A 24775-nucleotide genomic window follows, 5' to 3' on the forward strand; every position below is an offset into this window, starting at 1 on the left:
AGTGGCTATGCAAATCAACGTTTGGAGCACACCATGAGCGCTGTATTGAAACTGGTTAAAAACGCCAAGACCCCCAAAGCGGTAAAGACGGTTAAGCCCGCCAAAGCCGTCGCTGCCCCCGTGAAGGCAGAAGACTTCAAGATCGCCGACCTGAGCCTGGCCGATTGGGGCCGCAAAGAGCTGACCATCGCTGAGACCGAAATGCCCGGCCTGATGGCCATCCGTGAAGAGTTCGCCAAGGCCCAGCCTCTGAAGGGCGCGCGCATCACCGGCTCTCTGCACATGACCATCCAGACCGGCGTGCTGGTCGAAACCCTGCAAGCTCTGGGCGCAGATGTGCGTTGGGCCTCGTGCAACATTTTCTCCACCCAGGACCACGCAGCCGCAGCGTTGGTGGCCAAGGGCACCCCCGTGTTCGCACACAAGGGCGAGACACTGGACGAATACTGGGACTTCACCCACCGCATTTTTGAATTCGGTGGCAAGAAGGGCACTGCGGCCGAAGGCCCGAACATGATTCTGGACGACGGCGGCGATGCCACCTTGTTGATGCACCTGGGCGCCCGCGCCGAGAAGGACATCAAGGTCTTGGCCAAGCCCGGCAGCGAAGAGGAAGTCTGCCTGTTCAACGCCATCAAGGCCAAGCTGAAGGTGGACCCCACTTGGTACAGCCGCCGCCTGAAGAACATCATTGGCGTGACCGAAGAAACCACCACCGGTGTGATGCGTCTGGAAGAAATGTCCGTCAAGGGCACTCTGGCCCTGCGCGCGATCAACGTGAACGACTCGGTCACCAAGAGCAAGTTCGACAACCTGTACGGTTGCCGCGAATCCCTGGTTGACGGCATCAAGCGCGCCACTGACGTGATGATCGCCGGCAAGGTGGCTGTGGTGGCGGGTTACGGTGATGTGGGCAAGGGCTCTGCCCAGGCGCTGCGTGCGTTGTCCGCCCAAGTGTGGGTGACAGAAATCGACCCGATCAATGCCCTGCAAGCCGCCATGGAAGGCTACAAGGTCGTGACCATGGAATACGCTGCCGACAAGGCCGACATTTTCGTGACCACCACTGGCAACAAGAACGTGATCACTTACGCGCACATGGATGCGATGAAGGACCAAGCCATCGTCTGCAATATCGGTCACTTCGACAACGAAATCGATGTAGCGTCCTTGTCCAAGTGCAAGTGGGAAGAGATCAAGCCCCAGGTGGACCACGTGATCTTCCCTGCCAAGGGCAAGAAGGCTTCCAAGCGCATCATCTTGTTGGCCAAGGGCCGCTTGGTGAACCTAGGTTGCGGCACCGGCCACCCCAGCTTTGTGATGTCTTCCAGCTTTGCGAACCAGACGATCGCCCAGATCGAGCTGTTCACCAAGCCGAAGGAATACAAGGCCGGCAAGGTCTATGTCTTGCCGAAGCACCTGGACGAAAAAGTGGCACGTTTGCACCTGAAGAAAGTCGGCGCGATGTTGACCGAACTGACCGACGAGCAGGCTTCGTACATCGGCGTGAGCAAAGCCGGTCCGTACAAGAAAGACACGTACAGGTATTAACACCCCCGAGGCGCCTTTGGCGCCTCCCCCTCGAGGGGCGACACCTGCGGTCCGGCGAAGCCGGCCCAGCGGTGTCCCTGATCAAGAGGGTGTGTGTGGGATAACTTTGGATAACGATGCGAATTGATCAACTTTTGGTGCAGCGTGGACTGGCCAGCACCCGCTCACAGGCTCAGCGCTTGATAGCGGATGGCGTGGAGTGGCTGAAGATGGAGCTTTCGGGCGAAGTCTGGAAACGTGTGGCCAAAAATGGCGATGAAGTGCCTGATGGCGCCAAGATCCGTTTGCTCGATGATTCCGAAGCGCGTTATGTGTCCCGCGGTGGCCTCAAGCTCGAAGCGGCACTCAAGCAAGTCGGCCTGTCTGTTACCGGACTGCGTTGTCTGGATGTGGGGCAAAGCACCGGTGGCTTCACCGATTGCTTGCTGCAATCCGGTGCGCAATCGGTCGTGGGCGTGGATGTGGGCAGCGCCCAGTTGCATCCCTCTCTGCGCAGCGATCCGCGTGTGTTATGCGTCGAGTCTGTCAACGCGCGCACGCTGTCTGCTATGGATTTGGTAGCTGCTTACGCAGATAGCACCGGCGCAGGCGGCCAATTTGATGAAGAATCAGACAGCGCGGATGACTGGGGCGATGAAGATGACTTCGACGACGAAGACGCGGCTCCGGCGCCAGAGGCTGCCGAGCCAGAACCGGTAGAGCTGCCGCCTGAGTTTGCTCCGCCCTTTGATCTGCTCGTGGCTGATCTGTCCTTTATTTCGCAGACCCTGGTGTTGCCTGCTGCGGTCGAGTTGCTCAAAGAGGGCGGGATGTTGCTTACGCTGGTCAAACCCCAGTTCGAGCTGCAGCCCGGTCAAGTGGGCAAGGGTGGAATCGTCAAAGATCCCGAGATGTATCCGATCGTGGAACAGCGCTTGCGCGAGACCTGTGCCGACCTCGGGCTCACGGTGACCCATTGGTTTGACTCCGCCATCGAAGGTGGAGACGGAAACCGCGAATTCTTTATTTGCGCCCGCAAGGCGGGTTGAATCCGGCCCTCGCCATAGCGGGGGCTGAGACGGAGAACACTATGTTTACAAGCCATCGGATTCCACTGAGTCTGGAATTCTTTCCGCCCAAAACCCCTGAGGGTGCCGAAAAGCTGCGCGTGGTGCGCCAACAGCTGTACAGCTTGGCCCCCGAATTTTGCTCGGTGACTTTTGGTGCGGGCGGTTCGACCCAAGAGGGTACGTTCAACACCGTGCGCGACATCTTGTCGGAAGGGGTGAGCGCGGCTTCCCACTTTTCGTGCGTGGGGGCGACCAAAGCCACCGTACGGGTGCAATTGGCCACCTTGAAGACCATGGGCGTGAAGCGCTTGGTCGCTTTGCGCGGTGACTTGCCGAGCGGCTATGGCGCAGGCGGTGAGTTTCAATACGCCAGTGACTTGGTGGCCTTTATCCGAGCCGAAACCGGCGACGATTTCCACATTGAAGTGGCAGCCTACCCCGAAGTGCACCCGCAGGCCAAATCACCGGCCAGCGACATGCAGGCATTTGCTGCCAAGGTCAAAGCGGGTGCCAATTCCGCAATCACCCAGTATTTTTACAACTCTGACGCTTATTTCCGGTTTCTGGAAGAGGCGGATGCTTTGGGCGTCACAGTGCCCGTGGTGCCGGGCATCATGCCCATTACCAGCTCGACCCAGCTGATGCGTTTCTCGGATGCGTGTGGCGCCGAAATCCCGCGTTGGATTCGCTTGCGCCTGCAGAGCTACGGGGATGACGTGGCATCCATCAAGGCGTTTGGCTTGGAGGTGGTGACCGATTTGTGCGAGCAACTGCGCGCAGGCGGTGCACCCTCCATCCATTTCTACACCATGAACCAGAGTGCGCCGACTCTGGCCTTGTGTCAAAACCTCGGCCTAAGCGCCTAAGGTAACTGCCGACTTAGCCGCCGGAGTCGAGGGTGGACGTCGCATTGGCGTCCTGCCCGAGCAGCTTCACCATTTGGGGCAGCGCGTCCTTGAGTGCTGCCTTAAGTGTGTGCGGTGGGTTAATCAAAAACATGCCGCTTGCGGGCAATCCGGGGCGGACCACTTCGCCTTGCTCGTCGGTCGTCAGCTTGCTCGACTTGACGGTGAGCGTCGCGTGCAACCACGATTTGCCGGCCTTGTTGGCCATGGTTTTGAGTTTCTTCGGCAGGTCATGGGCCTCTGGCCGCGGGATGATGGGGTACCACACCGCATAGGTTCCGGTTGCAAAACGCAGCATAGAGTCCGCCACCATGCTTGCCACCCGCATGTAGTCGTTTTTGACCTCATAGCTCGGATCGCACAGCACCAAAGCACGGCGCGAGGGTGGGGGCAAAAATTTCTTGAGACCCTCAAACCCGTCTTCACGCAACACCGTCACTTGCCGGCCGGCTTCGAGCTGGGCGACGTTGGCGATCAGTGTTTTGGTATCCGTCGGGTGCAACTCAAACATCTTGAGCTTGTCGCGGCCGCTAAGCAGGCTTTGGATGATGAACGGCGAGCCGGGGTAGACCGACCAGGTGTTACCGGCATTGAAGCTCGCCACCATGTCGATGTAGTCCTGCAATGCGGGTGCAAACGGCGTCTCTGGTTTGCTGGCCACCAGTTTCAGAAAGCCCTCGGCGGCTTCTTCGCTGGTCTTGGCAAAGTCGCCATCGAGTTTGTACAGCCCGGCTCCCGCATGGGTGTCAAAGACGTTGAGCGCGGTCTCTTTTTGCGTCATATGGCGCAAAACTGCCAGCAAAGTGGTGTGTTTCAACACGTCGGCGTGGTTGCCGGCGTGGAAGGCGTGTCGATAACTAAACATCCCCTATGATACCTATCGACCCGCGTTGCCATGTGCATCGAGTTTGGAAAGGGGCCCTGACTGGGCCTTTGCGGGCATAAAAAATACAGAGTTCATCTCACGCCATGGTTGACATTCACACTGCGCCTGCTTCAGTCCGGGTCACTGGGGCCGGGCATATGGACGCCCTTGCAAACGGTACCCGTCTCGCCGAGTTTGAGATTAAGGGTTTGCTGGGCGTGGGTGGTTTTGGCATGGTGTACCGGGGTTATGACCATTCCTTGCACCGGGCGGTCGCGATCAAGGAGTACATGCCCACCAGCCTGGTAGGGCGCGACAACCTGTCCTCTCTCACGGTGAAGTCGGTCGCAGACGCGGCGGCTTTTGAGTCGGGTTTGCGTTCTTTTATTGCCGAGGCGCGCTTGTTGGCCCGATTTGACCACCCGTCTTTGGTGAAGGTATATCGCTTCTGGGAAGCCAACAACACCGCCTATATGGCGATGCCCTTGTATGAGGGCATTACCCTCAAGGAGGCCCGTCGCAGGATGAGTGGCCCCCCGCCCCAGGAGTGGCTGCAGTCAGTGTTGTGGTCGGTATTGGCTGGCCTCAAGGTATTGCACGACAACAGCACGCTGCACCGGGATGTGTCGCCAGACAACATTTTTCTGCAGAACATCGGCCCTCCGGTCTTGCTGGATTTGGGAGCTGCGCGACGCGCCATTCTCGATACCAGTCAAAAGCACACGGCCATCCTCAAGGTGAATTACGCGCCGATCGAGCAATACGCCGACGCCCGGGACATGCAAGAGGGGCCGTGGACCGATCTCTATGCGGTAGCGGCCGTGATGCACGGCTGCATCTGCAATGAGCCGCCTCTACCGGCCACGTTCCGCGCAGTGCGCGACCGCTTGCCGGCTTTTTCGCAGGTGGCCCAGACGGCCGAGACACATTTCAACCAGAAATACTCTGACGGCTTTGTCCGCGCCATCTCGCACGCGCTGGCGATTGAGCCTGCTGACCGAACTGCAAGCGTGGAGGCCTTTACTCAAGAAATCGGCATGAAGTCTCCCCCGGATCTTGCGCGATTCGACTGGCGCAAATCTCTGGGCGATTCGGTGACTTTGGTCGAGACCGGTAATGATCCGGAGCCGGTTACCACGGAGTTGCTCACGACGCAGCCGGCCCCGCATTTTCCGGATACCGTGTTTCAGCCTGCTACGTTCGATCAATCCAAAACAGTGAAGGTGCCTCCCAAGGGAGAGTCGCCGGCTAAAAAGCGCCGCGCTGAGGCCCCCCAAGGAAAGGCGGGCGCAAAGTCGCCCTGGCTCTGGATTGCAGGGGGCGTGGTACTTGTTGGCGCCCTCGTGTGGTCCATGCGGCCGACACCTCCAGTCACAGCGGCAACACCGCTAGTCGAAAGCATCGTGCCCCCGAGCCCACTGGTGACAGAGGCTACGCCGGTTGTAGCTCCATCACAAGTTCAGCCATCGCAAAACCCTGCCGCTGTGCCGCTTGCGCCTGCGAAATCCGCGAGTGGAACGGTTGCCAATGGTCGCGCCAAGCCGAACGCTGCTCCCAAGCAGTCTGGGGGAGCTGCGACGTCACCTGCAGTGGCAGAAAAGCCGTCGAGCCCTCCGGCGACTGGTGCCGCCGCTGGGCAGGGTGGTGCCGAAACATCGTCCGCGGCCGCTTCTCCCGCGAAAGATACCACCGCCATCTGCGCGACTGCATCGATCTTTTCGCGAACCATGTGCGTCTATCGGGAATGCCAGAAACCCGAGTTTTACAACTTGGCCGTTTGCGTGGCAGACCGCAAGCATTGGGAAGAGCAGAACAAGTCCCGCAACTGATCCCGTGAGGGTGGATTTGCGATTTTTGCGGGGGCTTTGTATAATCGAGGGCTTCGCAGCGCTTTTTGCGGCTCCGCGGCGAAGCAACTCTGGGTTCCGTCTCACGACAGTGCACAGGGTACTCCCCACCTAAGAGATTCCCAACAGAGGAACGCCGACCGTGGAAAAGAGCCCTCCCAAACCTTCTTTTTAAAGAGAAAACTCATGTCTACATTCAGCGCAAAACCCGCTGAGGTCGTGCACGAGTGGTTTGTGGTTGACGCGACCGATAAGGTCCTCGGACGAGTAGCCAGCGAAGTTGCTCTCCGTTTGCGCGGCAAACACAAGGCCATTTACACGCCTCACGTCGATACCGGTGATTTCATCGTCGTTATCAACGCAGCCCAACTCAAAGTGACTGGCACCAAGTCCTTGGACAAGGTGTACTACCGCCACTCCGGTTACCCCGGCGGTATCACAGCTACTAACTTCCGTGACATGCAGTCCAAGCATCCCGGTCGCGCTTTGGAAAAAGCCGTCAAGGGCATGCTGCCCAAGGGTCCCCTGGGCTACGCCATGATCAAGAAGCTCAAGGTGTACGGTGGTGCTGAGCATCCCCACACTGCCCAGCAACCCAAAGTGTTGGAACTGTAAGGAGCTCTCATGATTGGTGAATGGAACAATGGAACAGGCCGTCGCAAATCCAGCGTCGCCCGCGTTTTCCTGAAAAAAGGCACTGGCAAGATCACTGTGAACGGTAAAGACATCGAAAACTTCTTCGGTCGTCAAACCTCCATCATGATCTGCAAGCAACCCCTGATGCTGACTAACCACGCTGAAACGTTTGACATCATGGTCAACGTTGCTGGCGGCGGTGAGTCCGGCCAAGCGGGTGCTACCCGTCACGGCATCACACGTGCATTGATCGATTACGACGCGAGCCTCAAGCCCGCACTGAGCCAAGCCGGCTTCGTAACTCGTGACGCGCGTGAAGTGGAACGTAAGAAGGTCGGCTTCCACGGCGCTCGTCGTCGTAAGCAGTTCTCCAAGCGTTAATCACGCTGCAACCTCTGGTTGCACATCGACAGCCGCCCGAGTGCAAGCTCTGGCGGCTGTTTTTTTGTGGACTGCTAGACTTCGCCCCTCATGAGATTTCGACTCCTTCGACGCCGCCTCACCATCAGTGCTCCCCGAATGGCCGTGCGCAGTGCCATGCCGTGGCCCTTCCGCTGGGCTTTGCTGGCGATTGTGTTGGGCTTTTGTGCGGCCATTGGCCTATGGGCATTTGAGTTCGGCAAGGATATTGCCGGTCTCGAAAAGGGGTCCAAAGACGAACTGGTGCAGCTGCGCGCAACAGCCGCTGCGTTACAAGCCGAAATGTTGACCCTGAAAGCGGAGCGAGATCAGGCGCAATCAGTTGCCAATACCGCGGACACCTTGGTAACCGCCGAAAAGGCGTCTCAAGAAAAGCTCATCTCGCAAGTGAAACAACTCGAGGCCGACAACCGGGCCTTGCGCGACGATTTGGGGTTTTTCGAAAAATTGATTCCTGCGGGCGGGGTTGAGGGCATTGCGATACGGGGTCTTCAAGCGGAGCTCACCGCTCCGGGTACCTTAAAATGGCAAGCGTTGGTCATGCAGGCCGGCCGTAACAGCCAAGAGTTTGTAGGTCGTTTGGAAATAACTCTGGTGGGGACGGCAAACGGCAAGCCCTGGACGGCTTCGCTACCCGAAGGGGCTATCGCCCTCAAGGTCAAGCAATACGGGCGCCTGGAAGGAGAGTTTTCGCTCCCTCCCCAGACTGTGGTGAAAAGCGTGTCAGCGCGTGTTCTTGACGGGTCTGTGGTTCGAGCAACGCAGACGCTCAAGCTTTAAGTCTTTGAAAGCTATGCCATGTTCAATAAAAATAAGCAGCCACCCATCAAGAGTCTGATCGCGGACGGAACTGAGATCCAAGGGAACCTGACCTTTTCGGATGGCCTCCGGGTTGATGGCACTGTCGTTGGCAATGTGTATGCTGCTGAGGCGGCCATGAGCATCCTCGTGATCTCGGACTCTGCGAGCATTACCGGTTCGATCACGGCCGATCACATCATCATCAACGGTGCGGTGAAAGGCCCCATCCATGCGCGTCGCATGTTGGAGCTGCAACCCAAGGCCCGGATCGAGGGTGACATTGAATACGCCGCGCTGGAAATGCACCAAGGCGCCTTGATCGCTGGCCAGCTGCGTCCGATGTTGCATGGCGAAGAAAAACCCACATTGAAACTAGCGGCAAATAACCAGTGAAAGAATTCCCGAGCGGATTCCTGTACTATTTGTCTTATTCTCGTATCTGAATGGAGTCGCCATGAGCGCCGTTGCTGAAAACATCCAAACTGACATGCCTTCCCCGATCCTGTTCACCGACAGCGCCGCGGCAAAAGTGGCTGACCTGATCGCCGAAGAAGGCAATCCTGATTTGAAATTGCGCGTGTTTGTGCAAGGTGGCGGTTGCTCCGGCTTCCAGTACGGATTCACGTTCGACGAAATCACGAACGAAGACGACACCACCATGACCAAAAACGGTGTGTCTTTGTTGATCGATGCCATGAGCTACCAATACTTGGTAGGCGCAGAAATCGACTACAAAGAAGATTTGCAGGGCGCGCAGTTCGTCATCAAGAACCCCAATGCCACGACCACCTGTGGCTGCGGTTCGTCTTTCTCTACCTGACCTTTAGGCCGGGTAGATTGCACCGAGTATGCGGGCGCCTTGGGCGCCCGTTACTTTTGGCAAACTGGATGGTCGGTGAAGTGAGGTTTGCCGCGCCAGCCATGCGAAAGCAGTCGCCTCCACTTGCAGTGGCGGCAGGCCGAGCGATGCGGAGCTTTGTACCCTGCATACCGGCAACAGCGCTTGCAAACGTCGCATGAGTGAGCCGTTATAGGCCCCGCCGCCACACACAGCGACCACAGGGCACGCCGCCATATTGCGCTCTAACGCATCAGCACAGGTGCGCGCTGTGAACTCCGTCAGGGTTGCTTGAATATCGGCGGGGGTGGAGTCCTCGCCCGTGGCGCGCCACACACTCAAATGGCCCTCCAGCCAAGCGATGTTGAAAAGATCGCGCCCGGTACTCTTGGGAGGCTTCTTTTGCAGGAAGGGCTCCTGCAACAGCTGATTCAATAGTTCTGGCAGCACGGTGCCCGATGCGGCCCACGCGCCATCCGCGTCAAAGTGCTGCCCTGTATGGCGATGGCACCACGCGTCCATCAGCGCGTTGCCCGGGCCACAGTCAAAGCCCAGCACTGGGGCCTCTGGAGTGGCATTTAACAGGGTGAAATTGGAGATGCCGCCGATGTTCAGCACTGCCAATCGCTCGCCGCGTGGGCTGAAAAAGGCCTGATGAAACGGTGGCACCAGCGGAGCCCCTTGCCCGCCCGCGGCGACGTCACGGCTACGGAAATCCGCCACTACGTTGATGCTACAGAGTTCTGCCAAAAGTGCGGGCTGATTTAGCTGGGTGGTATAGCCCACGCCGTCAAACTCGCCGGGGCGATGTCTTACGGTCTGCCCGTGAGCTCCGATGGCGTGTACTGTATTGGCCGTCAGACCGGTGCTTTGTAGCAGGCCGTCAACCACCTTGGCATAGAGGCGGACGAGGCCATTGGCCGCGAGCGCACCACGGTGAATTTCATCCGGACCGCTGGTGTTCAACGCCAGAAAATCTGCGCGCAATGTGTCGGGGAAGCCAAGAGTCTCATGCGCCAGCACCCTAGGGGCATCGCCCGCGAAATCCACTAAAACGCCGTCCACCCCGTCCAAAGACGTGCCGGACATCAGGCCGATGAATAACTCCGACACAGGGGCAGGCGCTTACTCAGCCGAGCCGGGCAGCATCTGTGCTGCGCTGGCGAGCTGGCTGCGCACCTGCGCTGCGGCTTGCTCAAAGATCGGCTTCGCAGCAGGCGATACAGGGATGGACTCGCTCTGGCGTGCAATCGACAGTGGGTCCTGGTGAGCGCCATTGACGCGGAACTCAAAGTGCAAGTGCGGGCCTGTAGCCCAGCCCGTAGCACCTACCGCGCCGATGTTCTGGCCCTGGCTCACCGCTTGGCCTTTCTTGACGTTGATGCGGCTCAGGTGCGCATACACCGTGGTTTGGTTGTTGCGGTGTTTGACCATCACCACATTGCCAAAGCCACCTTGCACACCCGCGAAATCAACCACGCCATCGCCCACAGTCCGCACCGGGGTGCCCGTTGCAGCGGCGTAGTCCACACCCAAGTGTGCGCGCCATGTTTGCAAAATGGGGTGGAAACGCATTTTGAAGCCGCTGGTCACCCGCGAGAACTCCAAGGGCGATGCCAAGAAAGCACGGCGCAAGCTCTCGCCGCCCAAGGTGTAATACGCGCCCTTGCCAGCTGCCACTGGGTCCTTGAACCACATGGCTTGGAAAGGCTTGCCTGCGTTCACAAACTCGGCACTCAGCACCCGGCCTGCGCGCAGCGGTTCGCCATCGCCTTCCAGGGTTTCGTAAATCACGGAAAAGCGGTCACCCTTGCGCAGAGCCCGGTGAAAGTCGATGTCACCGGCAAAAATTTCAGCGACTTGCGTGGCCACCGAGTCCGGCAAGCGGGCGTCGTCAGTCGCTGCAAACAAGGAGCTGTTAATGACGCCGCTGGCGAGCCGTGTGTTGGCCACCAGGGGCAGTGTTTCTGTACGGGCCCGGAAGCCGCCCGCTGTTTTTTCAATGGTCAGGCGTTTGAAGGTGCCGTCGTCATTCGGACTCCAGCGTGCGCTGAGCTTTTCCAGGCCTTGTTGCGCGTTGACTTCAGCAGTGACGTTGCGGCCACCGCGGCCCAGCAGTGCAGACTGGCTTTGGCTGTCAGCGCGCAAAAATGCAGCGGCTTGCGGATCGACGACGCCCAAGCGCTTGAGCAGAGTGTCTGCAGTGTCGCTCGAGCGGGTGGTTTCTGTGCGATACAAGCGCATGGCCTGATCGCTGATGTCGTTTCCGTAGGCTGCTAGCGATTCACTTTGCACCACTTCGACCACGGTGCGCACCGGCAAATCTGAGGCATCAGGCGCCAATGTGGCGACCGCGAAGGTGGCGCCCGTGCCGCCGATCAGCAGGGCAGCAATGGCGGCTGTAATTTGTTTGGGATACAGCTGGATGAAGGCCGTGGCACGCGCCACGCACAACTCAACAGCCTGGTTCAGTCCATGCTTCAAATCAAAGACTCCGGTGTGGGGGATGCGGCCCGACTAAAATCCAGCCGCTGGCAACGAACGCGTTGCGCAAAGGAGCCGGCAGTATAGCCGCCGCGCCTGTTTCGGCCACAAGAAAAACCCTTATGAATCAAGCCTTAAGCCCCCAATTAGTTGTAAGCGATCGTGTGCGCGAGGCCCTTGCGGTCACCCTGCGCGGTGTGGAAGAACTGCTCCCGCAAGACGAATGGGTGAAAAAGCTCGCCAAGTCGGAAGCCACCGGCAAACCGCTGCGCATCAAGCTGGGGCTGGACCCTACAGCGCCTGACATCCACATCGGCCACACCGTGGTGCTCAACAAGATGCGCCAGCTGCAAGATCTGGGCCACACGGTGATCTTTTTGATCGGTGACTTCACCAGCATGATCGGCGACCCTTCCGGCCGCAACAGCACGCGCCCGCCGCTCACCGCCGAGCAAATCAAGGTGAACGCCGAGACCTACTACCGCCAGGCTAGCCTGGTGCTGGACCCTACAAAAACCGAGATTCGCTACAACAGCGAGTGGAGCGATCCGCTGGGCGCGCGCGGCATGATTCAGTTGGCCAGCCGTTACACCGTGGCCCGCATGATGGAGCGCAACGACTTCCACGACCGCTTCCACGCAGGCACCCCGATTGCGGTGCACGAATTCCTCTATCCGCTGATGCAAGGCTACGACTCGGTGGCGCTGGAAAGCGACCTGGAGCTGGGCGGCACCGATCAGAAGTTCAATCTGCTCATGGGCCGCACCCTGCAGGCCGAATACGGCCAGGAGCCCCAGTGCATCTTGACCATGCCGCTGCTCGAAGGGCTGGACGGCGTGGAGAAAATGTCCAAGAGCAAGAACAACTACATCGGCATCTCGGAAGAGCCCAACACCATGTTTGCCAAGGTGTTGTCTATCTCCGACGTGCTGATGTGGAAGTGGTACACGCTGCTGAGCTTCAAGAGCGAGGCGGAGATTGCGGCGCTCAAGGCCGAGGTCGAGGGCGGGCGCAACCCCAAAGATGCCAAGGTGGCGCTGGCCAAAGAAATCACGGCGCGCTTCCACAGCGCGGCCGCCGCTGATGCGGCAGAGCAGGACTTCATCAACCGCAGCAAGGGAGGTATTCCGGACCAGATCGACGAAATCACCTTGCCGCTAGGCGAAGGTGGCGCAGCGGTGGGCATTGCCGCGCTGCTGAAGTCAGCGAACCTGGCTGCCTCCAGCGGTGAAGGCAACCGCCTGATTGACGGTGGTGGAGTGCGGGTGGACAGCAATGTGGTGAGCGACAAGGGCTTGAAGCTCGGCGCGGGTACTTACGTGCTGCAAGTGGGGAAGCGCAAGTTTGCCCGCGTGACCCTGGCCTGAGTCCGGGCCTAGCGCTTCTCCAGCAAGCGCACCATCTCTGCGTAGCCATAGCTGCGCGCCAGATCCAGCGGCGTTTTGCCGTGGCGGTCGGTGAGTTGCAAGTTAGCGCCTGCTTCCACCAAGGCCCTTAGTGTGGCTTGGTGGCGGGCGCCTCCGTTGCCCAGCACGATGGATTCGATGGCTGCGGTCCAGTGCAGATTGTTCACATGGTCCAAAGGGGCGCCGCCCGTAATCAGCTGGCGCACCACGCCGTCGTGGCCCAGGTGGGCGGCCGCAATCAGCGCAGTGCCGTCATAGCGGCTGGTCACCAATTTGGCGCTGGCGCCCAGGCCCAGCAGGGTGCGCAAAGTTTCCTCGTCATCAGCCACTGCGGCGATGGTGACAGCGTCGTACCGGTCATTTTCCAAAGCGCCGGTGTCAGCGCCCGCTTGAATCAAGGCGCGCACCGCCGCACGCTGTTTGGCAAAGGTGGCCACATGCAAGGGTGTGCGGCCATAGGCATCGCGCTGATTGATGTCGGCTTTGGCGCTCAGCAGCTGCGTGAGTGTGGCCATATCGCCCCGCGCCGCCGCCGCGTGCAGGCCGCGGTAGGCCGCTGTCTCGGCGGCAGTGGGCGCTACCTGCGCCTGAGACAGCGGCAGCCATGCCATGCCCGCCAGTAGCAGGGCGAATCGAAGGGTCCGGATAAGCCGGGTGCTATCGGGGTTTGACATGGTGTGTAACTTTCAAATGCTATAAAAACAGGAGCTTCTCGCGCAATATCTACAAGCGCTAGAGGCCTATTTACTTCAAAGAATCCTTGACCTTGTCCAACGCGGTGATGGCGCACTGCTCGTCCAGGTGGCCGCCAGGTGCGCCGCCTACGCCGACCGCACCGATGACTTCGTTGCCCACCTTGACCGGCACACCGCCACCCACCAGCAAGAAACCGGGGATGTATACCAAGTTGGCCGCGGCCGGGTTCTTCTGGGTGCCTTCCATCATGGCCAGGGTGGTGTTTTTGGCGGAGGCAGAGGTAAAGGCTTTTTCCTGGCTGGCGGCCAGGGTGTGGGGGCCGGCATTGTCAGCGCGTTGCACGGCGCGAACGCTGCCGGCGCGGTCCACCACTGTCGCTGTTACGGCATAGCCGTTGGCGGAGCAGGCGGCCACAGTAGCGGTGGCAATCTGGTTGGCCAGTTCCAGGGACATGTTGCGCTCGGTGCGCACGGCTTGAGCGCTGGCCGCACCAGCAACGGTGGAAAGAATCAAAGCGAGGAGGTGGGAAGTACGCATGGAATGCTCCGGAAATTGAGGGGTACAAGCGGTTCGATCAACCGTGCAGGTACTGTAAAAATCCGGGGGCGATTTGCCCATGCGTACCGCTACGCCCGCTCCTCCGTACAACTACGGAGCGCCCAGAGCTTTAAGCGGCGGTGTCTTCGTCCACCAGTGCGGCGTACTGGCGCACCAGCTGGGCCAGCGCGTCAATCTCCAGCTTGGCGAACAGGTTGGCGCGGTGGGTTTCTATGGTGCGGGGCGACACGTTGAGTGCGCGGCCGATTTCCTTGTTGGTCAGCCCGGACACGATCAGGCCCAGCACCTCGCGCTCGCGCTCCGACAGTTGCGCGTAGCGCTGTCGGGTGACGCGGTCGGCCTGGTTGCGTTGGCGGGACTGCACATGCTGGCGCACCGCGGTTTGCAGCGCTTCAAGCAGGCGCTCGTCGTCCACCGGCTTTTCCAGAAACTCGGCGGCGCCGGATTTGAAGGCGCGGCGGCACATGTCGATGGTGCCGTGCCCGGTGAGCATGATGACGGGCTGGTCCACCTTTTGTTCTTTCAGTGTGTCCAACACCGTCAGCCCGCTGATGCCGGGCATACGCACATCGAGCACGATCGCGCCAATGCTCTCCCGGTCGAAGGTCTGCAGAAACGTCTGCGGGTCGGCCCACGGCTGCACGCGCAAGCCTACGGTGCTGATCAGCAAGGCCAGACTGCTGCGCACGGCTTCGTCATCGTCGATCAGGTGGATCAGGGGAGAAAGCGGCGCGGTCATGGGGCGGGGGTTGCGAGGGGCATCTGCAGGGTGAACTCGGCGCCTTGCGTTGGCAGATTGGCAGCGCTCAGGTGTGCGCCCATGCCCTGCGCCAAGGATTCGCACAGGCTCAGGCCCAGTCCCAGACCGCCTTCGCGGGTGGAAAAGAAGGGCTCAAACACCTTGGTCAATGCGTCTGGTGGGATGCCGGGCCCGGTGTCCTGCACACGCAGCACGCCGTGGGTGGCTGTGTGGCTGAGTACCAGTCGTAGAGCACGCTCCTGCGGCGGCACCTGCTCCATGGCTTGCAGTGCGTTGGTCAGCAGGTTATGAATGATTTGCTCCAGCGCCACCGGGTCAGCCTGCACTTCCAATGGGGTGCCGTCCACGGTCAGGGCGGGGGTGCAACGGCTGCGCTGCAGTTCGGGCTCCAGCAGGTAGAGTGCGTGCTGGCAGGCCGCGTGCAGGTCCACGCTTTGCACTGCCGCGGCGCTGCCCGGGCGCTCCACCGTGCGCCGCAGGCGCCCCACCACATCAGACGCTCTGCGCGCCTGCTGCACCGCCATCTGCATCGCGCTGCGGGCGGCGGTCATGTCGGGCTCGGCATCATCCAGCAGACGGCTGGCGGCCTGGGTGTTGGCCAGGATGGCGGTGAGGGGCTGGTTGATTTCGTGGGCCATGCCGGCTGCCAGTTCGCCCAAGGTGTTGAGCCGTGTGCGTTGGCCCACGCGTTGGCGCTCTTCTTCACGGCGTTGCTGGGTGCGTTGTTGCACCAGCATCCGGCCGCGCAGCAAGGCCAGCGCAATCGCGCCGGCGCTGATCAACATGTAGGTCCACGGCAGCGCGGACCATGGCACATGCAGGCGGGACACCACCTCAAAAGGCTGGCTCTCCGCCGCCAGCACTTTGCGGGCTTCGAAGGTCCAGCCTGCATCCTCCGCGGCAAAAGGGCGACCGGCTTGCACGGTGTAGGTCTTGGCGCCCAGGTCCAGGCGCACTTGCACCGGACTGGTGTCCGGCTTCATGGGCCATTCCGCCCAGGGCACCATGTTGCGCAGGGCAATGGTCAGGGCATAGCTGTCGGGCTGCGCGGCTAGGACCAGCTGGTAAGTGCCTTTTTGCAGGTCGACATCGGCCAGCACTGCGCGCTTGAGGCGGAGGGACTCGGCCTCCGCGTTGGTGAGCTCTGCCGAGGGCCAGGCTTCATTCGCGCCGCGGTGGGAGGCAGCAGCAATTTGGCCATACAGTGCGGGCAGGCGTTGCTCGGGCCGGTCGGCCGCATTGCCGCCATGCAGCAGCGCCAGCGTGGCCAGAATGGCGTCGTGTTGCACCACCTGCTGGCTGAGCAAGCGGTGCACGATGCGGGAGTTGGTGTCGAACACCTCCTGCTGACGCGCCAGCTCGCCGCGCGCGATGTACACACCGCTCAACAGCGACAACGCGGCCCAAGCCAGCAGCCACAATCGGAGGCGTTGAAGGTGTGCAAACATGATGATTCATTGTGGCACAGGGGTGCGCGGCACAATGGCCGCAGACAGTTTCGAGAGGTACACGGGATGATGGCTTTGGTACAGCGCGTACGCCGCGCGCAGGTGGTGGTGGATGGTGCCACCGTGGGCAAGATCGAGCAGGGCTTGCTGGTGCTGGTGTGCGCCGAACAGGGCGATACCGAGGCCCAGGGCGACAAGCTGCTGGCCAAGCTGCTCAAGCTGCGCATCTTTAGTGATGCTGAAGGCAAGATGAACCGCAGCGTGCAGGATTTGGATGGCGCGGGCCAGCACGGCGGCCTGCTCATCGTGAGCCAGTTCACCCTAGCCGCAGACACCTCCGGCGGTAACAGGCCTAGCTTCAAGGGCGCCGCCGCGCCTGATGAAGGGCGGCGTTTGTACGACTACTTTGTGGCCCAAGCCCGCACAGTGCACCCCATCGTGCAGACCGGTATTTTTGCGGCGGACATGCAGGTGGAGTTGGTCAATGACGGGCCAGTGACGATTCCCATGCGGGTGGCATCAGCTGTCTAGATGCTACTGATTTGATAGCTGTTTGCGCATATTCCATGGGCGCTAGGGGCTGAAAAGATTCAAGAGTCAGGACCGTCGCCCCCCATTGAAGGCCCCTTCAAGCGAGGGCTCATGCTGCGGCATGTCGCTGTGAATTCACGCGCGGTCCCGATAATTTGCGTATGAAAATCGCACTCGCTATAGCAACCGTATTTCTCGCATTGTTATGGACCGGCTTTATCGGCCTCTCGGCGGCCTTGGCCAGTTGGGTGGCAGGCCAAGGCGTGGACCTGCAAGGCGGGCTTCAGACCATCGCCCAGTGGCCGCTGCCCCCATGGATTGCGTTGTGGACAGACGCTGGCACAGCCGAGGCGGTGCGCGCAACCATCGTGTGGTCAGTTGAAATGCTCGCCGCTGTCATGCCCTGGATCACGCCGCTGCTGGACTGGGTGGCCCCGCTGTTGTGGGTGATCTGGGCCTTCGGCATGGTGGGCCTGGTGGTGTTGGCTGCGGTGGGCTTACTGTTGATCGGTCGCATGCGCAAGCGTGCGACCATCGCAAGGACGCGTTACGCGGATTGATAAAGGTGCGCAGGTTCTCGCTCGCAACTAATAACCTGTAGGAGCAGCCGCCTTGGGCGCTTTGCGTAGGTCAAGGAGGAGCGCGAAGCGCGGGGGACACGGAGCAAAGCGCCCAAGGCGGCTGCTCCGGAGCGCACCACTAACAAGGATCAATAGGGGTTCTTAAATCCCAAGCGCGCCATGATCTCGCTCTCACGCAGCTCCATCACTTCGGCATCCTCGTCCAGTTCGTGGTCCCAGCCTTGTGCGTGCAGGGTGCCGTGGACGATCATGTGGGCGTAGTGGGCTTCCAGCGTTTTCTTTTGCTCTTTGGCTTCTTTGGCAATCACCGGCGCGCACAGCACCAGGTCGGCGGTGACCGGCTCTTGGGTGTAGTCGAAGGTCAACACGTTGGTGGCGTAGTCCTTCTGGCGGTATTCGCGGTTCAGCGTTTGGCCTTCTTCGGTGTCCACGATGCGCACGGTGATCTCGCCGTCCACCTCCAGGGTGTTGCGGATCCAGCGGATGACTTTGTGGCGCTTGAGCGCGTCGCGGTGTTTGTCGGCATCTTGAATCTTGCCGAATTGCAGGGAGAGGCTGAGTTCTGGAAGCATGGGGTTCAGTGAATCAAAAAAGGTTTAGCTACTGCGCACGGTTCGTGATGCACTGCGGGTCTTGGGCAGGCCCACGCGGGGGAGCTCTGGCTCTGGCTCGGGGATGGCGATCTGTGGCAGGTCTTCCAGCCGTGCGGCCTCGTAGGCATCCACGATACGGGCGACCAGCGGGTGGCGCACGATGTCTGAACTGGTGAGGCGGGTGATGGCAATGCCTGGTGTGCGGCGCAACACGCGCTCGGCTTCCACCAGGCCGCTCATCTGCGCTTTGGGCAAATCGATCTGGGTCAGATCGCCAGTAATGACCGTCTTGGTGCCGAAGCCCACGCGGGTCAAAAACATTTTCATTTGTTCAGGCGTGGTGTTTTGCGCCTCGTCGAGGATCACAAAGGCGTTGTTCAGCGTGCGCCCGCGCATGAAGGCCAGGGGTGCAATCTCCAGCTGCTGACGCTCAAAGGCCTTGTGCACCTGGTCGTAGCCCATCAGGTCGTAGAGCGCGTCATACAGGGGGCGCAGATAGGGGTCCACCTTTTGGTTCAGGTCGCCGGGCAGAAAGCCCAGTCGCTCGCCAGCTTCCACCGCGGGACGGGTCAGCACAATGCGCTGCACCGAGCTGCGCTGCAGCGCGTCCACCGCCGCAGCCACGGCGAGATAGGTTTTACCGGTACCAGCGGGGCCGATGCCAAACGTGATGTCGAACTCGGCAATGTTGTCCAGGTACAGCGCCTGATTCTGGCTGCGGGGTTTGAGGTCGGCGCGGCGGGTGGACAAAGTCGGTCCTTCAGCACCCAACTCACCATCGCCGCTGAGCATGAGCTGCACCGTAGAGGCCGCAATCGGCCGGCCGGCAATCTCGTACAGGGCCTGCAGCATCTCCATGGCGCGCTGGGCTTTGGCCTTGGCACCTTCTACCTTGAACTGCTCATGCCGGTGGGCAATCTTGACTTCCAACTCGCGCTCGATGGTGCGCAGGTGTTCGTCGGTCGGCCCGCACAGGTGCGAGAGACGCGTGTTGTTCAGCGGGGTGAAGATGTGTTTGAGAATCAAGCTGATAATCCGGCAAAGCAGGGGACTGCGAAGGGGCGCCACAGAAGCGCTACCCCTGCATTGTCCCCAATTTGATCCGAACCGTGGCCTCGCTGGCCATCCACCACTCCAGAACCCCGGACTCCGCACCATGATCGGCAAACTCACAGGCATCGTCAGCGACAAAAATCCACCGCAAGTCATCATCGACTGCGGCGGCGTGGGCTACGAGGTGCAGGTGCCCATGAGCACCTTCTACAACCTGCCCGCCGACGGCCACAAGGTCACGCTGCTCACCCACTTTGTGGTGCGCGAAGACGCGCAAATCCTCTACGGTTTTGCCACCAGCACCGAGCGCGAGGCCTTCCGCGAGTTGATCAAGATCTCCGGCGTGGGGCCGCGCACCGCTTTGTCGGTGCTGTCGGGCATGGACGTGGGCGACTTGGCGCAGGCGGTGACCTTGCAAGAGGCCGGTCGCCTGATCAAGGTACCGGGCATCGGCAAAAAGACAGCCGAGCGCTTGCTGCTGGAGCTCAAGGGCAAGTTGGGTGCAGACCTTGGTGCGCCTCTGGGCGCCGTGGGCGATGCGCAGTCCGACATCCTGCAGGCATTGCTGGCCCTGGGCTACAGCGACAAGGAAGCGGCAGCTGCACTCAAGGCCCTGCCCAAGGATGTGGGGGTGAGCGATGGTATCAAGCTGGCGCTGAAGTCTTTGGCCAAATAGGCTTCTAGCGCAGGTTTTGATTGCGCCTGATGCTATATTTTTGGTAGCAAGGCGCTTCGCGTAGCCTTATTGCGCTTCACGCACAGGGCGGCCATTCGTTCGCTGTACGGGGCGCGCATTTTGCGGATAGAGCTGGGTGAATAGGCGCAGTTGCTGCGCGCTGAGGGCGGCAGGCTGCTTTAAAACGAGCCACAGCACCCCTTCGGTGCAAGGCGGTGTCGTCAGCGAGCCCATGTACTGAAAATACCGGGTGTCTGACGGGAGCAGCTCGCTCAGATTCAAGGTGGACCGCGGCATTTCCACACGGTCCCCTACATCCAGTGGCATGTAGGTCCACACTTTTTCAATCAGGGGGTTCGGTTCGCCGGGGTCCAAAGAGACCGCGACGATAGCGAGCTGGCCCTGCTCATTCTGGTGGTGCAAGTGGGCCACCATCGAGAAGCGGCGATAGTTGATCGCCATCTCGGACGGGCTGTGGAAGTCCACATGGACCAAGCGGTAGCGCGAGCCGCGCACAAAAATCGAGTTGACCCCATCGACATCGACCCGGATGGTGCGCCCGGTGTTGATGACGACGCCTTGGCTGGGAAGGTAGCTGAACTCGATGGGCTCTGCCGGCCCTTGCAAAGTGCTGCCCTCTTCAATGTTGATGGGCGATTGGCGCTGGCCGTTGGCACACAGCTGGTAGTCGGGGCGGAGTTGCCCCCAAGCTTGCGGGCCGCTATCCCCCTCGTAAGACCAAATGGGCGGCGCAGCCGGCATGCCAGCAGGCGCAGCCAGCACCGGCAAGGCTGGCCCAATGCTGGTACCCGCCATTGCCGCGGCGCGCGCCTCGATGTACTGGCGGCTGTTTTGGCCGCCTGAGCCGTTGGCGTCGCTGTTTTTGCTGGGCGCTTTGTTGCGCGCAGGGGCGGTGGGTGAACCGCCGGCTCCGGGCACTTTGGAGACGTTGATCAGCAGTTTCTTTTTGCCCATCACGTCTTTGCCCAAGGCTTCACGCAGCTGGTCGCCGACCTCTTTGGGGTTGGAGGCGCTAGTGGCCGATATCTCACCCACCACGGGCTTTTTGGCAGGCTTCACATCGTTGGCCCACACCGGCGCCAGGCACAGGCCAGCTGCTAGGAGTGCACCCAAGCGCAGTGATCGCGAGCGTGGCTGGTGGCGTTCGGGGGGGCGGGGTATCAAGGGTGGGCCTTTCAAACACTGACAGGAGCTGGCGGTGGCGCCTTGCCTCATCTAACACAGTGGTGTTGTGATGGGTATCGGCAGTCGGTCCGGTTCTCTTAAGTCCGGCATGGCGCGCGCTATAGTGGGCACCCCGTTTGGGTATCTTGTTTTTTCTGCTTGGATAGGCCGCTGCTGTGAGCATTCAGACCGACGATTTTGCTGTTCCCCCGCCGCCTGCGCCCCGCGTAGTGTCGGCCGCGCCTGTGTCTAACAGCGAAGAGGCCATCGAACGCGCCCTGCGCCCCAAGCTGCTCGATGAGTATGTGGGCCAGGCCAAGGTGCGCGAGCAGCTGGAGATTTTTATCGGCGCCGCCAAAAAGCGGGACGAAGCGCTGGACCATGTGCTGCTGTTCGGCCCGCCCGGTTTGGGCAAAACCACTCTGAGCCACATCATTGCCCACGAGCTCGGCGTGAACCTGCGCCAGACCTCTGGCCCGGTGCTCGAAAAGCCAAAAGATTTGGCCGCGCTGCTGACCAACCTGGAGAAGAACGACGTTCTTTTCATCGACGAAATTCACCGCCTCTCTGCGGTGGTGGAAGAAATCTTGTATCCCGCGCTGGAGGACTACAAGATTGACATCATGATCGGCGAGGGCCCGGCGGCCCGCTCCATCAAGCTCGACTTGCAGCCTTTCACGCTGGTGGGCGCCACCACGCGGGCCGGCATGCTGACCAACCCGCTGCGGGACCGCTTCGGCATCGTGGCGCGGCTGGAGTTTTATACGAATGAAGAGCTTGGACGCATCGTCAAGCGCAGTGCAGGTCTCTTGGGCGTGCCCATGGACGAGGATGGTGGTTTCGAGATCGCCCGCCGCTCGCGCGGCACGCCGCGGATCGCCAACCGCCTGCTGCGGCGTGTGCGCGACTTTGCCGAGGTCAAAGGCGACGGCAAGATCACTCTGGACATTGCCAACCGCGCGTTGGCCATGCTGGATGTGGACCCGCAAGGCTTTGACCTGATGGACCGCAAGCTGCTGGAGGCGGTGATTCACCGCTTCGATGGCGGCCCTGTGGGGCTGGACAACATTGCCGCCAGCATCGGCGAAGAGCGCGAAACCATTGAAGACGTGATCGAACCCTACTTGATCCAGCAGGGTTACTTGCAGCGCACCCCGCGTGGCCGCATTGCGACGCTGGCGGCTTACCGCCACCTCGGAGTCACCGCGCCTGCGGGGCCGGTGGTGGACTTGTTGGGCGACTAATCCACCGGCGCTTTGCAAAGGCGCTGGGTGATTCAGACTTCTCTTTCGTCAGGCGCTCCGCGAGGGCAGATCGCTCGGTAAAGATTTGTAAAATATTTGGCAGAGAACGAAAAGAACCACGCCAATCGCTCACCTGCAGCCCAGGTGTTCGTGGTGACTACAGGGAGTGAAGAGAATGAAGTCTGCCTATCTGACGCTCGGCCTGCCCGGCGATGCGAATCCAGAGGAAATCCGGCAAGCGCTGACGGCGGCTCAATCCAGGTTCACCAAAGAACATCTGGTCGATCACCCCGAAGACATGGATCGGCTCCAGTCGATTCGCGATGCTGCCAAGATCCTTTTGAACCCGGAGATGCGAGCCGCCCATGACCGGAAGTTGCAGGCAAGCTCGACCACACCCAGCCTATCGATGCGCTACGTGGCGGAGGCCCCAGAGACCCCGTGGTACCAGCGCCCGATCATGATCGGCGCTTTGTTGGTCGCGGTGTTGTTTTCAGTGGGTTTTTACCTGCAAAATAAAAACCAGGAGCGCAAGCGTGAGCTCGCGATGATGGAGCTCGAACGGCGCAAGCTCGAAGAGCAAGAGGCCCAGCAAAAACAGGCTGAGGTCGCCAAACGCGAAGCGATGGTGGCCAAAATGAATGCCGATGCCAAAGCCAGCGAAGAAAAACTTCGCCGCGAAAGCCTGGTTTCCTCCAGAAACGCGGAGTACCAAAACTCTCTGGCCATGTCGCAGCAGAATCAACGGGCCTATCTCGAGCGATCAGAGGCCCAGCGCAAAGAGTCGGCTGAGAGAAACGCCAAGTACCAAGCGCAGCAGGATGCCCAAAGAAACTTGGCGATTGACCAACAGCGCATTCGCAACCTTTGCATGCAAAACTACGGCAGGCCGCACTGCTGAGCGATCGCGTCAGGCTTTGCTGTTGCGGGTGATCAGCAGCTGGGCGGCAAAGTAAGTCACCATAATCCAGAACGGGGCCAGCGGTACCGGCATCAGGAATTTGTTGATCGCGATTAGCGCGTCGCTCGCCATGAAAATGCAGGCGCCCAGCGCCACGCGATCAGCGGCTGCATCGCCCAATGTGCTGGCCCGGCCCAAGGCCTGTGAGGTCATCAAACAGATCACGGTGATATAGGCTGCCACGGCCACCTGCAAGCCTGCATCAGGCAAGTGGCTCCACAGCACGGCATACACCCCGGCGCCAACTGCCAGCACTCCTTGTAACGCCCTGCGGTTGGCAAACCAAGGCGCGTCCTGCCGGAACAGGGCGATGTAGAAGGCGTGCGCCACCAGAAACGCCGCCAGCCCGGGGATGAAATAGTCGCCGGGCAGCATCAGAAACACATCACCGGCCAGTGAAAATACCAACGCCGCAAGCAGTAAGGCAGTCGATTTAGAGTGTTTTTGGTCACTAGTGTTCATAGAATAGGCGCGAGTAGCTACAAAAATAATAGCAAGTGTCATCACCAGTGGCTTGGCCAGCAGGTGGCCGGGCAGCAGGTCTATTGCACTCAGGCTGGCCCAAGCCGCAGCTTCTACGGCCAACACTTCCAGCGTGTTCAGGCCATGTTGCATGAATCGGCCTACCGCCCATACCGAGGCAAACAGGCCCGCCGCATAGAGCGCAGCATCGGTAAAGCTCAGGCTGTCCGCCACCCACAAAAATGCCGCCACAGCACCCAGTAAGCCCAAAAACTGCAGACTGGCGAACCACTGCTGGCGGGTGCTTAAGGGTGGGTTAAACGTCTGCACCTGCTCCAAGCGGAATGCGGGTTTGGGGTGGGCTGCGGCCAAGTCTGCCGGTTGCCAGCCCGGCGGCATGAACCAGATGCGCAGCTTGTCGACCCAGCGGCGGGTGGCCCAGCTATCTTTGGCCAGACCCCAGTACACCTCGGCATTGGCCCACACCGGGTCCCAGCTGTTGAGCGCACCGCGAGTGCCGTAAACGCAGGGTTCATCTTCCTCGCGGAAAGTGCCAAACATGCGGTCCCACACCATCAGGATGCCGCCGTAGTTTTTATCGATGTACGGGTCGTTCACCGCGTGGTGCACCCGGTGGTTGCTGGGTGAGCAAAACACCCGGTCAAACCAGCCCAGCTTGCCCACCTGCTCGGTGTGCACCCAGAACTGATAAAGCAGGTCGATGAGCGCCACGATGCCGAAAATCAGCGGTGGCACCCCGGCGATTGCCATGGGCAGGTAAAACACCCAGCCAAATAATGCCCCGCTGCTGGTCTGGCGCAGTGCGGTCGACAAGTTGTAATGCTGGCTCTGGTGGTGCACCACATGGGCCGCCCAGAACAGCGCTACCACATGACCGGCGCGGTGCAGCCAGTAGTAGCAAAAATCGTAAAACACCAGGGCCAGCACCACGCCGTACCAGGTGCTCCAGAAAGCGAGGTCGGGGTACAGGGCAACCGCGTTGAACACCGCGGCATAAATACCCACCGTGAGCACCTTGCTCAGCACCCCTGCCACCTGGCTCAGGATGCCGAGGCTGATGCTGTTGATCGCGTCATTGAGGCGATAGGCCCGGCTGCCCGGAACGCGGGCGTTGGCACGCCGGCTCCAGGCGAACTCCAGGGCGATGAGGAGGAAGAAAACTGGGGTAGCGAAAACGATGATTTTGCTCATGCGGCATTTTTGC

General features: G+C 60.5%; 26 protein-coding genes. 15 read left to right on the forward strand and 11 right to left on the reverse strand.

Going from position 1 to position 24775, the window contains the following annotated elements; all coding sequences use genetic code 11:
- Positions 1–33 precede the first annotated feature (33 nt).
- The 3 genes from ahcY to metF all read left to right on the forward strand — a co-directional run bounded on the left by ahcY (position 34) and on the right by metF (position 3466).
- Positions 34–1551, forward strand: a complete 1518-nt coding sequence (gene ahcY, locus RAE21_RS00320; protein ID WP_313879617.1) for an adenosylhomocysteinase — start codon at positions 34–36, stop codon at positions 1549–1551.
- A gap of 116 nt (positions 1552–1667) precedes the next feature.
- Positions 1668–2579, forward strand: coding sequence for a TlyA family RNA methyltransferase (locus RAE21_RS00325; protein WP_313879618.1), 912 nt, complete (start codon positions 1668–1670; stop codon positions 2577–2579).
- A 41-nt stretch (positions 2580–2620) separates the two neighbouring features.
- Positions 2621–3466: a methylenetetrahydrofolate reductase [NAD(P)H] gene (metF, locus tag RAE21_RS00330; RefSeq protein WP_313879619.1), complete on the forward strand. Its 846-nt coding sequence runs from the start codon at positions 2621–2623 to the stop codon at positions 3464–3466.
- A gap of 13 nt (positions 3467–3479) precedes the next feature.
- Here the strand turns inward: metF and RAE21_RS00335 are convergent, their stop codons facing one another.
- Positions 3480–4370: a 23S rRNA (adenine(2030)-N(6))-methyltransferase RlmJ gene (locus tag RAE21_RS00335; protein WP_313879620.1), complete on the reverse strand. Its 891-nt coding sequence runs from the start codon at positions 4368–4370 to the stop codon at positions 3480–3482.
- A 158-nt stretch (positions 4371–4528) separates the two neighbouring features.
- On the opposite strand from RAE21_RS00335, the gene RAE21_RS00340 reads away from it, so the two are divergent.
- The 6 genes from RAE21_RS00340 (at position 4529) to erpA (ending at position 8894) form a co-directional block, all read left to right on the forward strand.
- Positions 4529–6199, forward strand: a complete 1671-nt coding sequence (locus RAE21_RS00340) for a serine/threonine protein kinase (RefSeq protein ID WP_313879621.1) — start codon at positions 4529–4531, stop codon at positions 6197–6199.
- A gap of 204 nt (positions 6200–6403) precedes the next feature.
- On the forward strand, positions 6404–6832 hold the full coding sequence (gene rplM / locus RAE21_RS00345; protein WP_087495115.1) for a 50S ribosomal protein L13: 429 nt from the start codon (positions 6404–6406) through the stop codon (positions 6830–6832).
- Positions 6833–6841: 9 nt separating this feature from the next.
- A complete protein-coding gene (gene rpsI / locus RAE21_RS00350; RefSeq protein WP_313874078.1) occupies positions 6842–7234 on the forward strand; it encodes a 30S ribosomal protein S9 in 393 nt (130 codons plus the stop codon).
- 90 nt (positions 7235–7324) lie between these two features.
- Positions 7325–8053: a DUF6776 family protein gene (locus RAE21_RS00355; protein WP_313879622.1), complete on the forward strand. Its 729-nt coding sequence runs from the start codon at positions 7325–7327 to the stop codon at positions 8051–8053.
- Positions 8054–8071: 18 nt separating this feature from the next.
- On the forward strand, positions 8072–8467 hold the full coding sequence (locus tag RAE21_RS00360; protein WP_313879623.1) for a bactofilin family protein: 396 nt from the start codon (positions 8072–8074) through the stop codon (positions 8465–8467).
- 61 nt (positions 8468–8528) lie between these two features.
- Entirely contained in the window at positions 8529–8894 is a 366-nt protein-coding gene (gene erpA, locus RAE21_RS00365) for an iron-sulfur cluster insertion protein ErpA (protein ID WP_313874075.1), read from the forward strand.
- Positions 8895–8897: 3 nt separating this feature from the next.
- On the opposite strand, the gene RAE21_RS00370 is transcribed toward erpA, so the two are convergent.
- Positions 8898–10025, reverse strand: coding sequence for an anhydro-N-acetylmuramic acid kinase (locus RAE21_RS00370; RefSeq protein WP_313879624.1), 1128 nt, complete (start codon positions 10023–10025; stop codon positions 8898–8900).
- 12 nt (positions 10026–10037) lie between these two features.
- On the reverse strand, positions 10038–11396 hold the full coding sequence (locus tag RAE21_RS00375) for a peptidoglycan DD-metalloendopeptidase family protein (protein ID WP_313879625.1): 1359 nt from the start codon (positions 11394–11396) through the stop codon (positions 10038–10040).
- Positions 11397–11518: 122 nt separating this feature from the next.
- On the opposite strand from RAE21_RS00375, the gene tyrS reads away from it, so the two are divergent.
- Positions 11519–12763 (forward strand): tyrosine--tRNA ligase, encoded by a 1245-nt coding sequence (tyrS, locus tag RAE21_RS00380; protein WP_313879626.1) that lies wholly within the window; start codon positions 11519–11521, stop codon positions 12761–12763.
- 8 nt (positions 12764–12771) lie between these two features.
- On the opposite strand, the gene RAE21_RS00385 is transcribed toward tyrS, so the two are convergent.
- The 4 genes from RAE21_RS00385 to RAE21_RS00400 form a co-directional block, all read right to left on the reverse strand.
- Positions 12772–13413 carry an ankyrin repeat domain-containing protein gene (locus tag RAE21_RS00385; protein WP_313882618.1) on the reverse strand — a complete coding sequence of 214 codons (642 nt, stop codon included), beginning with the start codon at positions 13411–13413 and terminating at the stop codon, positions 12772–12774.
- A 133-nt stretch (positions 13414–13546) separates the two neighbouring features.
- Positions 13547–14035, reverse strand: coding sequence for a GlcG/HbpS family heme-binding protein (locus tag RAE21_RS00390; protein WP_313879627.1), 489 nt, complete (start codon positions 14033–14035; stop codon positions 13547–13549).
- A gap of 130 nt (positions 14036–14165) precedes the next feature.
- A complete protein-coding gene (locus RAE21_RS00395) occupies positions 14166–14795 on the reverse strand; it encodes a response regulator transcription factor (RefSeq protein ID WP_313879628.1) in 630 nt (209 codons plus the stop codon).
- A complete protein-coding gene (locus RAE21_RS00400) occupies positions 14792–16264 on the reverse strand; it encodes a sensor histidine kinase (RefSeq protein ID WP_313879629.1) in 1473 nt (490 codons plus the stop codon). The genes RAE21_RS00395 and RAE21_RS00400 overlap by 4 nt, the downstream gene beginning before the upstream one ends.
- Before the next feature lie 66 nt (positions 16265–16330).
- Between RAE21_RS00400 and dtd the strand changes: the two genes are divergently transcribed.
- A complete protein-coding gene (gene dtd / locus RAE21_RS00405) occupies positions 16331–16795 on the forward strand; it encodes a D-aminoacyl-tRNA deacylase (protein ID WP_313879630.1) in 465 nt (154 codons plus the stop codon).
- Between the two features lie 161 nt (positions 16796–16956).
- Positions 16957–17355, forward strand: a complete 399-nt coding sequence (locus RAE21_RS00410; protein WP_313879631.1) for a hypothetical protein — start codon at positions 16957–16959, stop codon at positions 17353–17355.
- A 149-nt stretch (positions 17356–17504) separates the two neighbouring features.
- On the opposite strand, the gene ybeY is transcribed toward RAE21_RS00410, so the two are convergent.
- A complete protein-coding gene (gene ybeY / locus RAE21_RS00415) occupies positions 17505–17948 on the reverse strand; it encodes an rRNA maturation RNase YbeY (protein WP_313879632.1) in 444 nt (147 codons plus the stop codon).
- A 24-nt stretch (positions 17949–17972) separates the two neighbouring features.
- Positions 17973–18995, reverse strand: a complete 1023-nt coding sequence (locus tag RAE21_RS00420; RefSeq protein WP_313879633.1) for a PhoH family protein — start codon at positions 18993–18995, stop codon at positions 17973–17975.
- A 130-nt stretch (positions 18996–19125) separates the two neighbouring features.
- Here RAE21_RS00420 and ruvA point away from each other — a divergent pair, with 130 nt between their 5' ends.
- Positions 19126–19698, forward strand: a complete 573-nt coding sequence (gene ruvA, locus RAE21_RS00425) for a Holliday junction branch migration protein RuvA (RefSeq protein WP_138517035.1) — start codon at positions 19126–19128, stop codon at positions 19696–19698.
- Positions 19699–19764: 66 nt separating this feature from the next.
- Here the strand turns inward: ruvA and RAE21_RS00430 are convergent, their stop codons facing one another.
- Positions 19765–20883, reverse strand: a complete 1119-nt coding sequence (locus tag RAE21_RS00430) for a carbonic anhydrase (protein WP_313879634.1) — start codon at positions 20881–20883, stop codon at positions 19765–19767.
- A 176-nt stretch (positions 20884–21059) separates the two neighbouring features.
- Here RAE21_RS00430 and ruvB point away from each other — a divergent pair, with 176 nt between their 5' ends.
- Both ruvB and RAE21_RS00440 read left to right on the forward strand, forming a co-directional pair.
- On the forward strand, positions 21060–22127 hold the full coding sequence (ruvB, locus tag RAE21_RS00435) for a Holliday junction branch migration DNA helicase RuvB (RefSeq protein WP_313879635.1): 1068 nt from the start codon (positions 21060–21062) through the stop codon (positions 22125–22127).
- A 175-nt stretch (positions 22128–22302) separates the two neighbouring features.
- Positions 22303–23028, forward strand: a complete 726-nt coding sequence (locus RAE21_RS00440; RefSeq protein ID WP_313879636.1) for a hypothetical protein — start codon at positions 22303–22305, stop codon at positions 23026–23028.
- 9 nt (positions 23029–23037) lie between these two features.
- Here RAE21_RS00440 and RAE21_RS00445 read toward each other — a convergent pair whose 3' ends face one another.
- A complete protein-coding gene (locus RAE21_RS00445; RefSeq protein ID WP_313879637.1) occupies positions 23038–24762 on the reverse strand; it encodes a lysoplasmalogenase family protein in 1725 nt (574 codons plus the stop codon).
- Positions 24763–24775 lie beyond the last annotated feature (13 nt).

It is taken from the genome of Rhodoferax potami (genome assembly GCF_032193765.1).
Taxonomy (GTDB): domain Bacteria; phylum Pseudomonadota; class Gammaproteobacteria; order Burkholderiales; family Burkholderiaceae_C; genus Allorhodoferax; species Allorhodoferax potami.

Excerpts from the sequence above, each read along its gene's own strand:
- ahcY (WP_313879617.1), top strand. The coding sequence starts at position 34 with ATGAGCGCTGTATTGAAACTGGTTAAAAACGCCAAGACCCCCAAAGCG.
- RAE21_RS00325 (WP_313879618.1), top strand. The coding sequence starts at position 1,668 with ATGCGAATTGATCAACTTTTGGTGCAGCGTGGACTGGCCAGCACCCGC.
- metF (WP_313879619.1), top strand. The coding sequence starts at position 2,621 with ATGTTTACAAGCCATCGGATTCCACTGAGTCTGGAATTCTTTCCGCCC.
- RAE21_RS00335 (WP_313879620.1), bottom strand. The coding sequence starts at position 4,370 with ATGTTTAGTTATCGACACGCCTTCCACGCCGGCAACCACGCCGACGTG.
- RAE21_RS00340 (WP_313879621.1), top strand. The coding sequence starts at position 4,529 with ATGGACGCCCTTGCAAACGGTACCCGTCTCGCCGAGTTTGAGATTAAG.
- rplM (WP_087495115.1), top strand. The coding sequence starts at position 6,404 with ATGTCTACATTCAGCGCAAAACCCGCTGAGGTCGTGCACGAGTGGTTT.
- rpsI (WP_313874078.1), top strand. The coding sequence starts at position 6,842 with ATGATTGGTGAATGGAACAATGGAACAGGCCGTCGCAAATCCAGCGTC.
- RAE21_RS00355 (WP_313879622.1), top strand. The coding sequence starts at position 7,325 with ATGAGATTTCGACTCCTTCGACGCCGCCTCACCATCAGTGCTCCCCGA.
- RAE21_RS00360 (WP_313879623.1), top strand. The coding sequence starts at position 8,072 with ATGTTCAATAAAAATAAGCAGCCACCCATCAAGAGTCTGATCGCGGAC.
- erpA (WP_313874075.1), top strand. The coding sequence starts at position 8,529 with ATGAGCGCCGTTGCTGAAAACATCCAAACTGACATGCCTTCCCCGATC.
- tyrS (WP_313879626.1), top strand. The coding sequence starts at position 11,519 with ATGAATCAAGCCTTAAGCCCCCAATTAGTTGTAAGCGATCGTGTGCGC.
- RAE21_RS00385 (WP_313882618.1), bottom strand. The coding sequence starts at position 13,413 with ATGGCATGGCTGCCGCTGTCTCAGGCGCAGGTAGCGCCCACTGCCGCC.
- RAE21_RS00390 (WP_313879627.1), bottom strand. The coding sequence starts at position 14,035 with ATGCGTACTTCCCACCTCCTCGCTTTGATTCTTTCCACCGTTGCTGGT.
- RAE21_RS00395 (WP_313879628.1), bottom strand. The coding sequence starts at position 14,795 with ATGACCGCGCCGCTTTCTCCCCTGATCCACCTGATCGACGATGACGAA.
- RAE21_RS00400 (WP_313879629.1), bottom strand. The coding sequence starts at position 16,264 with ATGTTTGCACACCTTCAACGCCTCCGATTGTGGCTGCTGGCTTGGGCC.
- dtd (WP_313879630.1), top strand. The coding sequence starts at position 16,331 with ATGATGGCTTTGGTACAGCGCGTACGCCGCGCGCAGGTGGTGGTGGAT.
- RAE21_RS00410 (WP_313879631.1), top strand. The coding sequence starts at position 16,957 with ATGAAAATCGCACTCGCTATAGCAACCGTATTTCTCGCATTGTTATGG.
- ybeY (WP_313879632.1), bottom strand. The coding sequence starts at position 17,948 with ATGCTTCCAGAACTCAGCCTCTCCCTGCAATTCGGCAAGATTCAAGAT.
- ruvA (WP_138517035.1), top strand. The coding sequence starts at position 19,126 with ATGATCGGCAAACTCACAGGCATCGTCAGCGACAAAAATCCACCGCAA.
- RAE21_RS00440 (WP_313879636.1), top strand. The coding sequence starts at position 22,303 with ATGAAGTCTGCCTATCTGACGCTCGGCCTGCCCGGCGATGCGAATCCA.
- RAE21_RS00445 (WP_313879637.1), bottom strand. The coding sequence starts at position 24,762 with ATGAGCAAAATCATCGTTTTCGCTACCCCAGTTTTCTTCCTCCTCATC.